This window comes from Cupriavidus pauculus (genome assembly GCF_022179805.1).
Classification (GTDB): domain Bacteria; phylum Pseudomonadota; class Gammaproteobacteria; order Burkholderiales; family Burkholderiaceae; genus Cupriavidus; species Cupriavidus pauculus_E.
On the sequence record NZ_BPUO01000022.1, the window covers coordinates 1 to 12,781 of the forward strand.

The window sequence follows — 12,781 nt, forward strand, 5'->3', positions numbered from 1 at the left end:
AGCGGATACGGCGCAGGCCGAGCAGCACGTCCCACTTCGGCGTCAGCGAGATCACATCACTCACGAACACGCTCGGCTGGAAGTTCTTCGAGGTGTTGTCCCCAACCCCTCTCCCACTGTGTGGGAGAGGGGAGCAGAACATAGGGAGAGCGACGGCGCTCAGCCCCTCAAAGCTTCCCCTCAATCGCCTTCCGCTCGCGCCACATCTCCTGCACAAACGGGTCAGTCACGCCGTACAGGCCATGCCCCTTGCGCATGATCAGGTTGGCGGCCATCAGTTCATTGACCACTGGCTGCGACTCTTCCACTTTGACCTCGCGGCCGATGGCGCTGGAATACGCGGCTGCCGCCTGGGCCGAAAACAACCCCCGGGCGTCGCCCGCGGTCATGGCAATGTAGTCGAACACCGCCGTGGCCAGGCCGCCCAGTTGTTCCAGCTTCATCAACTCGCCATCGGCCGCCGTGGAGCGCAACGTGCTGGCGATCACGGGCAGGTGCTCGTCGGGATTGCCGCCGGGTGGCAGATGCAAACGTAGCTGCCGCAGCGCCTTGATCATTTCCTCGGGCCGGTTGCCCAGCGTCTGGAAGGCGGCCACGGCCACGTCCAGCGAGGGCACGGCGGCCGTGTCTTCGGCCGACAGGCGCTCCAGCAGATGGGCCACGTAATCCTTGTCCAGCACCGGGTAGGCCACCGAAGTGGCGCCGGTAAAGGCCTGGTTGCGCCGCGCTGTCAGTTCGTTCACCAGCGCGCGATGCGAGCCGGTGCCGACGAACAGGAAATGCCCTGGGGTATGGCGGCGCGGATTGATGGCGTCGCGTGCGGCCTTCAGCGCCAGCAGCATTTCGCTGCCTTCATCGGACGTCAGCGCGTGCTGCACTTCGTCGACGATCAGCACGACGTCGGTGCGGCCCTGGTCCACCACCTCGCACAGCGCCTGCGCCAGCGTGACGCCGCCAGCTTCGCCAAGGCTGTCCAGCTTGAAGCCGAACTTGAAGCCAAGCGCGCTCAGATCGGCCCCGGCCAGCCGCCGCAACTGGCGCAGCGCACCGTCCGACAACGATTCCAGATCGTCGAGCTTTTTCCTGACCGCATCGCGGATCAGCGTGGCCGGGCTGCGTTTGGTGTCGCTCCACAGGTCCACATAGATCACGATCGCGCCCAGGTTCTCCAGCGCGGGGATCAGGTCGTTCTGCAGGAAGGTGGTCTTGCCCACGCGGCGCAGCCCCGACAGGAACAGGCCGGAGCGCAGGCCCTCGTCCAGCACGCCGGGATGCAGCAACTGCTGCGCCATCTGGTGAGCCAGTTCGGGACGGTTGTAGACGGAGCTCATGCGCGAGTTATACGGAATTATTAGATCGGAATAATTATAGAGATTCAATAATTCAAAGTAAAACAGGTTTTGAATGCTTAAAGCATCACATATTGAGTGGCGGCGCAGGCTTCCTGCGGCAGAATAGTAGTTTTCCGATTGAGCGGAGTGCCCTATGCAGCTATCGCAAGCGATTCCCATCCTGCGCATCTTCTCGGTCGACAAGGCCAAGGAGTTCTATCTGGACTTCCTGGGCTTCCAGCTCGACTGGGAACACCGGTTCGGCGACGACTTTCCGCTCTATGCGCAGGTATCGCGTTCGGGGCTGAAGCTGCATCTGAGCGAACATCACGGCGATGCCACTCCGGGATCGGCCATCCTAGTGCCCATCGACGATGTCGACGCGCTGCACAAGGAGTTGACCGAGCGCCAGTACCGGTACGCCAAGCCAGGCGTGGAAGATGCGGGGTGGGGCCGGCAACTGCAGGTCAAGGACCCGTTCGGCAACCGGCTCTGCTTCATCCAGCAGGAAGCGGAAGCCAAGGACGCCGAGTAAAAGGTTTCAGTCGGCCGGCAGGATCGACGGGTTCCAGACCGCTTCCCAGAGATTGCCCTCGGGGTCCTGGAAATAGCCGGCGTAGCCGCCGTAGAACGTGTCCTGCGCCGGCTTGACGATCGTGCCGCCGGCCTGGGCCACCTGCGCCATGACCTGATCGACTTCGGCCTTGCTGCCGACGTTGTGCCCGATCGAAAACCCCGTGGGGCAAGGCGGGCTGGCGGGCAGGCCGGTATCCCACGCGAGGTTGTCGCGGGCCCAGAGCGCCAGCTTCAGCCCGCCGCGCAGGTCGAAAAACGCCACCGCGCCGTGTTCGAATTCCTGGCCGATGATGCCCTCGGTCGGCAGGCCCAACCCATCGCGATAGAAGCCCACGGCGCGCTCCAGGTCGGCAACGCCAAGGGTCAGCACGGAAATACGGGGCGTCACGTTGACTCCTTCAGGGTGGGTGACATGCTGGCTTCGGCATCGTCCACGCGTACGTCGCGCAATGACGTCGTCGCCTTGGCCAGCGCGCGCGACAGCCGGGCCACCTCGTTCAGGTGTTCGATCATGTCGTTGGCCATGCGGAAGTTGGCCACGTCTTCGGTGCTGCGCGGCCGCAGGTCTGCCATGATGCCCTGGCGTGCCGTGGCGGCCATGGTCTCCAGCGTGGACTTGGCCGCGACGATGCTTTCCACGGCGTCGATATCGGGATGCGCCACGGTGTTCACGGCGCTGTCGAGATGCGCGATGACCGACGAGGCAAACGCGGCGGCATCGGCGTTGCGCAGCTGGTCGATGTCGGCCCCTTGCGACAGGCGGCGCTGGCTCAGCGCCAGCATGCTCGTGGTGGCTACTTCGCGGATGGCGTCCAGCGTGGCGGCAATGCGCGTCAGGTCCACCATCTGCCGGCTCTGGTCGCCGCTGTCGTTGGCGTCCGACAGCTTGCCGATATAGCCGATGATGGCCGTGCTCAGCGATTCGGCGGCCTGGTCCTGGCCGGCAATCGCCACCACGTCCTCTGGCGTGCCGCGCATGGCGATTTCCGCGCTGCGTTCCACCAGCCCCCGCACCTGCCTGCCCAGATTGGTCAGTTCAAGCTGCACCCGCGCAATGCCCAGCGCGGGCATGTCCAGCAGGGTGTCGTCGAGATAGCGTGGCAGCCCGGGGTCGTGCAGACCCTTGCGGGTGGCGGGGGCAATGCGTTGCGCCAGCCAGCCGATAGGCCCCGCGAACCAGATCAGCACGCCTGTGCTGAACACACTGAAGATGGTGTGGGCATTGGCGGCCTGGCGCGGCGTTTCGGCGGCCAGGCGGGCCACGCCGGTCAACTCGGGCGCGCTGGGCGACACCATGCGTACGACATCGGCAAACTGCGGAATGATGAACGCAAAGAACAGCACGCCCAGCATGTTGAACAGCAGGTGGACCACGCCCACCTGCGTGGCTTCGGCATTCTTGCCGATGGCCGCCAGCAGCGCCGTGCCACAGGTGCCGACGTTGGCGCCCAGGATCAATGCAATGCCCGATTCCAGCGGAATCAGGCCCTGGCTGCCCAGCGCAATCACGATGGCCAGCGTGGCGGCCGAACTCTGCACGATGGCCGTGAAGGCCGCACCAATGAGGATGCCGAGCAGCGGATTGCGCATGTCCTGCATCGTCGCGATGAATGGCTCGTAGTTGCGCAGCGGCCGCGTGGCATTGCCCATGAACTCGATGCCCAGGAACAGCAGCCCCAGCCCCAGCAGTACGCCGCCCAGCTGGCGCAGCAGTTCCTGCCGTCCAAAGCCATGCAGCAGGAAGCCCAGCGCCAGCAGGAACGGCGTGATCGCGGAGATATTGAAGGCAATGATCTGCGCGGTGAGCGTGGAGCCGATATTGGCGCCCATGATCACCGGGATCGACTGCGTCAGCGTCATCAGCCCCGCCGAGACAAAGCCGACCAGCAGGACCGTGGTGATGGTGGAGGAATTGAGCAGGGCGGTGATGCCCGCGCCCGCCAGCACGCCACGCAGGCGGCTGGCCGTCAGGGTGCCGAGCAGCGACTGCAGCCGCGCGCCGGCAATGGCCTTGAGCCCGGCGGTCATGCACTCCAGCCCATAGAGAAACAGTGCGAGCCCGCCAACCAGCAGGCCGATGATTTCAAGCAGGTTCAGCGAGGCACCAGGCTGCATGGCGTGGACCTATCGGGGGCGGCGAGGCTGCCATTGTAAGGCGCAACCGTGCCCGTCGCGGCACCGTCTGGCGGATACAATGCGAGCCTTGCCTCCGCCCCCAGGTTCGCCGATGAAACCCGCGCTCACCGCTTGCTTTTCTTCCCGCATGGCCCGCCGCGCGCGGCGCCGTACCGGCGCGCTGGCGCTGGCCGTGGCAGCCGCCACGCCCGCCGCGTGGGCCGCGCCCGACGCGATGCGCCAGGCCGTGGACGCGGCCATCAAGCCGGTGATGGCCCAGTACAAGGTGCCGGGCATGGCCGTGGCGGTGACCTCGGGTGGCCAGCACCGGGTGTTCAACTATGGCGTGGCGTCGCGGCAGGGCGGCCAGCCCGTCACCGACAACACGCTGTTCGAGATCGGATCGGTCAGCAAGACGTTTACGGCGACGCTGGGCGCCTATACGCAGGCACGTGGCGTGCTGTCGCTCGACGACAAGGCCACCCGCTATCTGCCGACGCTGGCCGGCAGCGCCTTCGATGGCATCAGCCTGCTGGAACTGGGCACCTATTCGGCTGGCGGGCTGCCGCTGCAAGTGCCCGACGCCGTGAATTCCATGCCGCAGATGATCGAATGGCTGCGCGCCTGGAAACCGGAATACGCGCCCGGCACCCGGCGCCGCTATTCGAACGTGAGCATCGGCCTGTTCGGCGTGGCCACGGCGCAGGCGCTGGGCACGACGTTCGAAGACGCCATGACCCAGCAACTGCTGCCGAAGCTCGGCCTGACGCATTCGTGGATCGACGTGCCGCGCGATCAGATGAAGGACTATGCCTGGGGCGACAAGGACGGCAAGCCGGTGCGGGCGTCGCCGGGTGTGTTCGACGGACAGGCCTACGGCATCAAGACCACGGCGGCGGACATGATCCGCTATGTCGAGCTGAACATCGACGGCCAGTCGCTGGCCGACCCGGCACTGCGCCAGGCGCTGGCTGCCACGCATACCGGCTATTTCCAGGTGGGTGTGATGACGCAGGGGCTGGGCTGGGAGCGCTACGGCTGGCCGGTGACGCTGGACGTGCTGCAGGCCGGCAACGACGCGCGCATGGTGCTGGACCCGCAGGCGGTGCAGCGCATCAGCCCGCCGCAGCCGGCGCCAGCCAACGCGCTGATCAACAAGACCGGATCGACCAATGGCTTCGGCGCCTACGTGGCCTTCGTGCCCGGCCGGCGTATCGGCGTGGTGCTACTGGCCAACCGCAACGTGCCGATCCCCGCGCGCGTGCAGGCGGCGTACGCCATTCTGCAGGCGCTGGAGCAGGGGGCGCCCGCCGGCGCGCGCTGATTCCGCCCAAAAAAAGAACCCGTCCGAGCGGGGTCGAACGGGTTTGCAGGGGAGGTATTAAGGACGGGTCAGGTCCTGCGATGAAGCTTAGAGTGAGGCACATCCCAAAGATGTAGGCGTTTGTCTGATTTTGTATTTCTGGCATTTTCTGGGCAACTTAACTCGTGGAATGCACGCAATGCATGGCGACCTGCGAGATCTGCGCTGGCACTGGCAATTTGCCGAGACGCAGGCTACGATGCGCACTATGCAACCAGTTGCATAAATGGGATTGATCGCATGACAGGCAGTCAATCCGTCACCATCACACGACCGAAGACACAAGACCAAAGACAAAAGGAGACCTGCATGGACATCGAAGGACTGAGCCCCGCCGCCCGACAAACGCTGGCCGCCTGGCATGGGCTGCTGGCCCGCAATGCCATGGAGGAGCTGGACCCGCTGCTGTCTGACCGGATCGTGTTCCGCTCGCCAGTGGCGCACAACGCCTATCCGGGCCGCGCCGCGATCAAGCTGGTGTTGAAGACCGTGAATACGGTGTTCGTGAACTTTACCTACCACCGCATGTTTGCCACCGACGACGGCCGCAGCGCGGTGCTGGAGTTCAGCGCCGAGGTGGACGGCAAGGCGTTGAAGGGCATCGACATGCTGCGCTTCGACGAAGCCGGCAAGATCGAGGAATTCGAGGTGATGGTGCGTCCGATGTCGGGCCTGCACGCGCTGGCCGAGGCGATGGGCGCGCGGCTGGCCAGCCAGAAGGCCGTGCTGTCGGGCGCGGCCTGATCGCGGCGCATGGGTGTGACCCCGACCGGATTTGACTGATCAACCGCCGGGAGCGGGGTGTAGCACCAGCGTTACGACGTGCAGGGTGGGGTCGTCGGCGAACACGGTGTCCGAAAAACCCAGCCGGCGCGCCAGGCCGCGCATCGACCGGTTGGCGGCCAGCACGTAGCCTTCCATGGTGCCGACGCCGGCCGCGCGGGCATGCGCGATCAGCGTTTGCATGAGCAGGCGGCCCAATCCGGTGTGATGCCAGCCATCGAGCACGGTCACGGCAAACTCGCAGGCGTCGCGGCCGGGCAGGGCCACATAGCGGGCACCGCCTACCAGGTGGCCGGCTTCGGACGTACCGCTCACGGCCGTGATGGTGCAGTCCCGCCCGGGCACGGGGTGTACCACATCGTCCAGCAGCGCCTCGGGCAGGTCATGCATCGCGGCCATGAAGCGCGTGTAGCGCGAATCTTCCGACAACAGCGCGAAGGCTTCGAGAATGCCGGCCTTGTCGTCCTCACGGATCTTGCGCAGTACCACCGGCTGGCCGCCGCGCAGGGTCGTGTGCAACGGCAGGCGCGGCGGGGTGCTGGGCGGGATGGCGTCGGCGCTCATGGCACGGGGGTGAGGGTATCGAGGGCGTCGCGGTGTCGACGGTCATGTCATGGTAGGCAAGCGCGCCCGGCAACGGCAAGGTAGTTGCAGTATGCTCGCGGGGTTCGACAGATTCTGCAAAGGAGCGCGCAATGACAGTAGTCGTGCTGGCGGTAGACGGGTCCGAGCATAGCCATGGCGCCACCAACTGGGTGGCATCCACGGGCGCGCTGGCAGCACCGCGCATCGTTCATCTCGTGCATGTCTCGCCGGTGCTCGGGCGTACCGGGTTTGGCACGGTCGACTTCGAGCAGGAAAACCGCGAGCAGGCGAAGCTGGCCTTCGAGGAAGCGCACCGCATCCTGAGCGGTCGTGCCGATACGATTCACGACCACTGGCTGCGGGGCGAGGCGGTGGAAGCCATCGTGTCGTTTGCCGCGAACAACGGTGCCGACCTGCTGGTGCTGGGCGCCAAGGGCGTGGGCGCGCTCAAGGCGGCGCTGACCGGGTCGGTGGTGTCCAAGGTGGTGGCGCAGTCCACCGTGCCGACGGTGGTGGTCAACACGCCCGACGAGGACGCCTGAGTCGCGCGCAGGTTTCGGGTTTCAGGTCTCAGGCCGCGGCGCTGCGCTGCACGTTGCGCGCGGCCAGCAGCCGGTGGATCTGGGCTACCACGGCGGCCCCTTCGCCCACGGCGGAGGCCACGCGCTTGGTCGATCCGGAGCGCACGTCGCCAATGGCAAACACACCATCCACGCTGGTTTGCAGCGGCCGCGCGGCCGCGTCGGCGCCGGGAATGTCGGTATCGGTCAGCACAAAGCCCTTGTCGTCGAGCTCCACGCCGCAGGCGCGCAGCCATGCGGTATTGGGATCCGCGCCGATGAACACGAACAGGTGCTGCGCGGTCATGGTGCCCTCGATGCCGCCCGCGCCCCGGTAGCGCACGCGCTCCAGGCACGTGCCGCCTTCCAGGCCGAGCACTTCCATCCTTGTATGCAGCGTCACGTTGGACAGCGCGCGCACGCGCTCGATCAGGTAGCGCGACATGCTGTGGTCCAGGCTGGCACCGCGCACGAACATATGCACGTGATCGACATGCGAGGCCAGGAACACCGCGGCCTGGCCTGCCGAATTGCCGCCGCCCAGCAACAGCACTGGCCCCTTGCGGCAGAGCTTGGCCTCGATCGGCGTGGCCCAGTAATAGACGCCGCACGATTCAAAGCGGGCCAGGTCGTCCACCGACGGGCGCCGGTACTCGGCGCCGGTGGCGATGACCACGGTGCGCGTCGGAATGCGCGTGTCGTCGGTCAGTTCAACCACTAGCGGGTAGCAGCCGCAATGCAGCGCCTTGACTTCGCAGGGAATGCCGAAATGGGCGCCGAACTTCTGTGCCTGGACAAAGGCCCGGCTGACCAGCGCCTGTCCCGAGATGCCGGTGGGAAATCCGAAGAAATTCTCGATACGTGCGCTGGAGCCAGCTTGCCCACCGGGCGCGGCGCAGTCGAGCACCGCCACCGACAACCCCTCGGATGCCGCATAGACGCTCGCCGCCAGTCCGGCAGGGCCGGCGCCGACGATCACCACGTCATACACGAACAATGGATCGAAGTCCGGGATCAGGCCCAGGCAGGACGCAAGCTGCCGTTCGTCGGGGTTGCGCAGTACCGTGCCGTTCGGACAGATCACCAGCGGAAAGTCGTCAGGCTGCGGCGTCAGGCGTTCCAGCAGGGCGATGGCTTCGGCGTCGTGCTCGGCGTCAATCACCACGCTGGGAAAGGCATTGCGCCGCAGGAAGTTCTGCAATGCCACCAGCCGTGCGTTGACGGACGGCCCCAGCAGCACCACGCCGTGACCCTGCTCGATGACCAGCACGCGGCGCAGGATCAGCGCGCGCATGATGGTTTCGCCAATATCGGCCTCGCGGATCATCAGCGCGCTCAGTTCCTCGGGGCGCAGCAGCACCGCCTCCACGGGTTCGATCACATGCGCGTCGACCACGGCCGGCTTGTTCGACAACTGCGTCACATCCGATGTGAACTCGCCGCGTTTGGTATAGATGTGAATCTGGCGCGCATGGCCCAGGCCGTCGCGCCCCACGATCTCGACCTGACCCGTCAGCAGCACGAACACGCCCGGGCACAGGCTGCCGGCCCGGTACAGCATGTCGCCCTTGGCGTAGTGCACCACGTTGCCGTGCCGCCGTACGCGTTCGATCTGCGCCTCGCTCAGCACGGGAAACATCTGCGCGTGGCGCGGATGCGCCTGCACGGCGGACGGATCGCCATCCGGCGTTGACTCGTGGGGCATCGTCGACACTCCTTCATGCATACGGGCCGCAGCAATGCCCAGACGCGTCCGCGCGCCAGGCGCGATGCACGCGCTATGAATATAGGCGATGCCGCTACAGCATCGACTTGCCTTGCGCCAGGATCTTGTCGCAGACCTGCTTGGTCGCCTCGGCCTTGAGGCCGCTGGCGCTGAGATCGAGCTTGTTGCCGCCGCCCGTGGAAAGGACGCCGCGCGAACCGTCGCTGTAGCCGCTGTCCTTGGTACCGCCGGGCACCGATCCCAGCAGCTTGTCCTTCACGGCGGACGTGGCGGAGTCGGCGTTCAGGTAGTTGTTCTTCATGCAGAACTCGATGACGCCGGCCGCATTGCCCGCCGAGCCGGCACTGAGCGACGACAGCCCGCCCAGGCCACCGAGGCTGCCCAGCCCGCCGGCGGCGCTCTGGCCCGAACTGCCGCCAAGCGGCGACGATTTCATCATGTCGCCCAGTTGGGCGTGGGCCAGGCCAGATACCACGAGCAACGCCGCGGGCACGGCCAGCCACGCCTTGCGGCGCAACGTGGCGCATAGGGAAGAATCAGCCATGGAAGGACTCCTTGAGTGATCAGGCCGGAAATGGCGTTTTCCACTATACGCGGCACATTGTCCGACGCGAGGCGATTGTAAAAAAAGGCGCCGTGAAACTTCCACGGCGCCTTATCTGCCACCGGCCTGTGCCAGCGGCTGGCAGTTGCTCCCCTAGATCACTTTCACTTGCGCAGGTCGAAACGGTCCAGATTCATCACCTTGGTCCAGGCCGCGACAAAGTCCGTGTAGAACTTGTCGGCGCCGTCGGCGCTGGCATAGACCTCGGACAGCGCACGCAGCTGCGAGTGCGAGCCCAGCACCAGGTCCACGCGCGAGCCCGTCCACTTGACCGCGCCGGTCTTGCGGTCGGCGCCTTCGAACACATCGCGCGACAGCGGCGTCCATTCCAGGCGCATATCGAGCAGGTTGCGGAAGAAGTCGTTGGTCAGCGTTTCGGGGCGGTCGGTCAGTACGCCGTGGGTCTCCTTGCCGTTGTGGACGTTCAACACCCGCAGGCCGCCAATCAGCACGGTCATCTCGGGCGCGGTCAGCGTCAGCAGTTGCGCCTTGTCGATCATCATGTGCTCGGCCGGCACGCGCACACGCGGGTTGACGTAGTTGCGGAACGCGTCGGCGGTCTGCTCCATCGCGTCCATCGACTTCACGTCGGTCTGCGCCTGCGACGCATCCACGCGGCCCGGCGAGAAGGGCACGGTCAGCTTCTTGCCGGCCTTCTCGGCGGCCTTCTCGATCGCTGCACCGCCCGCCAGCACGATCAGGTCGGCCATTGACACCTTCTTGCCGCCCGCCTGGCCGTTGAACTCCTGCTGGATGCCTTCCAGGGTCTTCAGCGTCTTGCCAAGCTGGTCTGGCTCGTTGATCGCCCAGTACTTCTGCGGTGCCAAGCGAATGCGCGCGCCGTTGGCGCCGCCACGCTTGTCCCCGCCACGGAAGGTCGAGGCTGCGGCCCAGGCCGTCTTGACCAGTTCGGCGATCGACGCCCCCGATGCCAGCACCTTCTGCTTGAGCGCATCGATGTCCTTGGCATCGATGGCCTGATAGTCGGCCTTGGGCAGCGGGTCTTGCCAGAGCAGTTCTTCCTTGGGGACTTCCGGGCCAAGGTAGCGGACCACCGGGCCCATGTCGCGGTGCGTCAGCTTGTACCAGGCGCGCGCAAAGGCATCGGCGAATTCCTGCGGGTTGTCCTTGAAGCGCCGCGAGATCTTTTCGTAGATCGGGTCGAAGCGCAGCGAAAGATCCGTGGTCAGCATGGTTGGCTTGCGCTTCTTCGACGGATCATGGGCATCGGGCACGCTCTCGGGTGCGCCCTTGGCCACCCACTGGTTGGCGCCCGCCGGGCTCTTGGTCAATTCGTATTCGTAATTGAACAGGTTTTCCCAGAACCCCTGGTTCCACTGCGTCGGCGTATTGCTCCACGTCACTTCCAGGCCGCTGGTGATGGCATCCGCGCCCTTGCCGGAGCCGTACTTGCTCTGCCAGCCAAGGCCCTGCAGTTCCAGCGCGGCGGATTCGGGCTCCGCGCCCACGTTGCTGGCCGGGCCGGCGCCATGGGTCTTGCCGAAGGTATGCCCGCCGGCAATCAGGGCGACGGTTTCCTCGTCATCCATGGCCATGCGGCCGAAGGTGTCGCGGATGTCGTACGCGGCGGCCAGCGGATCGGGATTGCCGTCCGGGCCTTCCGGATTCACATAGATCAGGCCCATCTGCACAGCGCCGAGCGGATTTTCCAGGTTGCGGCCCGGGTCGGTGCGGCTCACTTCCTGGCCATGCTTCTGCGCGTCGGCCGACAGCACGCCGCCGTCGGCGTCATTGCCGGCCGCGCCCTTGCCGTAGCGCACGTCGCCGCCGAGCCAGGTTTTTTCATTGCCCCAGTAGACGTCCTGGTCCGGTTCCCAGGTGTCCTCGCGTCCGCCGCCAAAGCCAAAGGTCTTGAAGCCCATGGTTTCCAGCGCCACGTTGCCGGCCAGGATCATCAGGTCGGCCCAGGAAATCTTCTGCCCGTACTTCTGCTTGACCGGCCACAGCAGCCGGCGCGCCTTGTCCAGGCTCACGTTATCGGGCCAGCTGTTGAGCGGGGCAAAGCGTTGCTGGCCGCGTCCGCCGCCTCCGCGTCCATCGCCGATGCGATAGGTGCCGGCGCTATGCCAGGCCATGCGGATGAACAGCGGGCCGTAGTGGCCAAAGTCCGCCGGCCACCAGTCCTGCGAATCGGTCATGACCTTGGCCAGGTCGCTCTTCAGCGCGGCATAGTCAAGGCTATTGAAAGCCGCGGCGTAATCGAATTCCGGTTCGAGCGGGTTGGACTTGTTCGAATGCTGGCTCAGCAGGTCTAGCCGCAGCTGCTTTGGCCACCAGTCCGCATTGGTTGTGCCGCCGCCCGCGGCATGGTTGAAGGGACACTTTTCGTTAGACATGCTCTCTCCTTTGGGGGGATCCAAACGGTAGTTCTAGTCTTCACGCGTCAACACTTCCACGAGGCCCTGCCTCGGCAGGTCCTGTCGCACGAGAAATATAGGCGAGAGCGCATGTCAACAACATGAGAGCTTTGCAATCGACGCGATAGTGCGGCGCTATAAGGCAGCCCCCTGGCCAAGGTCGTAGGGGTTAGCCCCGAGCCAATGGCTCCGGTGCGCCCATCACGCGTGACCTATAGTTGCCGGTACTACAGACAACTGCAGCGGTACGCGCTCGGAGGTTGCAATCATGACCATGTCTATCAGGCTGGCTAAATGCCTGAGCAAGAACGACAGCCACTTCGATACGGTCCGGCGCCCCGGCAGCGCTGGCGGCCTCGACGCGGCGCCCCCACCAAGCATTCCCGGCGACCGCCTGGCCCGTACCGTGCTGCTGGAGGACGAGCGCGGCTATCTGGTGGCTGTGATCCCCGCCAGCCATCACCTGAAGCTGGCCGAGCTGCGCGAGCAAACCGGCCGCAAGCTGTCGCTGGCGCATGCCGATGGCGTGCGCGAGGTGTTTCGCGACTGCGACCTGCAGGCGCTGCCGCCGGTCGGCATGGCCTACGGCACGCTGACCTGGATGGATGACAGCCTGCTGGCGCACGAAGACGTCTACTTCGAAGCCGGCGACCGTGAAGCACTGGTCCACATGCGCACCGCCGATTTCGGCCAGCTGATGGCCGATGCCCGGCGCGGACACTTTGCGCACCGGGTGATGTAGGCGGTCGTTCCCGGAATG

12 protein-coding genes are annotated in these 12,781 nt (G+C 65.7%); 5 read left to right on the forward strand and 7 right to left on the reverse strand.

What is annotated here, in order from left to right; translation table 11 throughout:
- Positions 1-167: 167 nt before the first annotated feature.
- Complete coding sequence (locus tag MFF62_RS28435; protein WP_238266932.1) at positions 168-1,331, reverse strand: AAA family ATPase; 1,164 nt, start codon at positions 1,329-1,331, stop codon at positions 168-170.
- A gap of 154 nt (positions 1,332-1,485) precedes the next feature.
- Here MFF62_RS28435 and MFF62_RS28440 point away from each other — a divergent pair, with 154 nt between their 5' ends.
- Entirely contained in the window at positions 1,486-1,866 is a 381-nt protein-coding gene (locus MFF62_RS28440; RefSeq protein WP_238266933.1) for a glyoxalase superfamily protein, read from the forward strand.
- Positions 1,867-1,872: 6 nt separating this feature from the next.
- Here MFF62_RS28440 and MFF62_RS28445 read toward each other — a convergent pair whose 3' ends face one another.
- Both MFF62_RS28445 and MFF62_RS28450 read right to left on the reverse strand, forming a co-directional pair.
- The gene (locus MFF62_RS28445; RefSeq protein ID WP_238266936.1) at positions 1,873-2,295 is read right to left on the reverse strand and encodes a VOC family protein; all 423 of its coding nucleotides are present in this window, start codon (positions 2,293-2,295) and stop codon (positions 1,873-1,875) included.
- Positions 2,292-4,022 (reverse strand): Na/Pi cotransporter family protein, encoded by a 1,731-nt coding sequence (locus tag MFF62_RS28450; RefSeq protein ID WP_238266938.1) that lies wholly within the window; start codon positions 4,020-4,022, stop codon positions 2,292-2,294. The genes MFF62_RS28445 and MFF62_RS28450 overlap by 4 nt, the downstream gene beginning before the upstream one ends.
- Before the next feature lie 148 nt (positions 4,023-4,170).
- On the opposite strand from MFF62_RS28450, the gene ampC reads away from it, so the two are divergent.
- Positions 4,171-5,346: a class C beta-lactamase gene (ampC, locus tag MFF62_RS28455; RefSeq protein ID WP_309295924.1), complete on the forward strand. Its 1,176-nt coding sequence runs from the start codon at positions 4,171-4,173 to the stop codon at positions 5,344-5,346.
- A gap of 348 nt (positions 5,347-5,694) precedes the next feature.
- Positions 5,695-6,129 carry a nuclear transport factor 2 family protein gene (locus MFF62_RS28460; RefSeq protein ID WP_238266940.1) on the forward strand — a complete coding sequence of 145 codons (435 nt, stop codon included), beginning with the start codon at positions 5,695-5,697 and terminating at the stop codon, positions 6,127-6,129.
- A gap of 39 nt (positions 6,130-6,168) precedes the next feature.
- Here MFF62_RS28460 and MFF62_RS28465 read toward each other — a convergent pair whose 3' ends face one another.
- Positions 6,169-6,732, reverse strand: a complete 564-nt coding sequence (locus MFF62_RS28465; protein ID WP_238266941.1) for a GNAT family N-acetyltransferase — start codon at positions 6,730-6,732, stop codon at positions 6,169-6,171.
- A gap of 131 nt (positions 6,733-6,863) precedes the next feature.
- On the opposite strand from MFF62_RS28465, the gene MFF62_RS28470 reads away from it, so the two are divergent.
- On the forward strand, positions 6,864-7,295 hold the full coding sequence (locus MFF62_RS28470) for a universal stress protein (protein WP_238266942.1): 432 nt from the start codon (positions 6,864-6,866) through the stop codon (positions 7,293-7,295).
- Positions 7,296-7,323: 28 nt separating this feature from the next.
- On the opposite strand, the gene MFF62_RS28475 is transcribed toward MFF62_RS28470, so the two are convergent.
- The 3 genes from MFF62_RS28475 to katG all read right to left on the reverse strand — a co-directional run bounded on the left by MFF62_RS28475 (position 7,324) and on the right by katG (position 12,000).
- Complete coding sequence (locus tag MFF62_RS28475; protein ID WP_238266943.1) at positions 7,324-9,018, reverse strand: FAD-dependent oxidoreductase; 1,695 nt, start codon at positions 9,016-9,018, stop codon at positions 7,324-7,326.
- A 94-nt stretch (positions 9,019-9,112) separates the two neighbouring features.
- A complete protein-coding gene (locus tag MFF62_RS28480) occupies positions 9,113-9,583 on the reverse strand; it encodes a DUF2501 domain-containing protein (protein WP_238266944.1) in 471 nt (156 codons plus the stop codon).
- Positions 9,584-9,747: 164 nt separating this feature from the next.
- The gene (katG, locus tag MFF62_RS28485; protein ID WP_238266949.1) at positions 9,748-12,000 is read right to left on the reverse strand and encodes a catalase/peroxidase HPI; all 2,253 of its coding nucleotides are present in this window, start codon (positions 11,998-12,000) and stop codon (positions 9,748-9,750) included.
- 289 nt (positions 12,001-12,289) lie between these two features.
- Here katG and MFF62_RS28490 point away from each other — a divergent pair, with 289 nt between their 5' ends.
- The gene (locus MFF62_RS28490; protein WP_238266950.1) at positions 12,290-12,763 is read left to right on the forward strand and encodes an aminoacyl-tRNA deacylase; all 474 of its coding nucleotides are present in this window, start codon (positions 12,290-12,292) and stop codon (positions 12,761-12,763) included.
- Positions 12,764-12,781 lie beyond the last annotated feature (18 nt).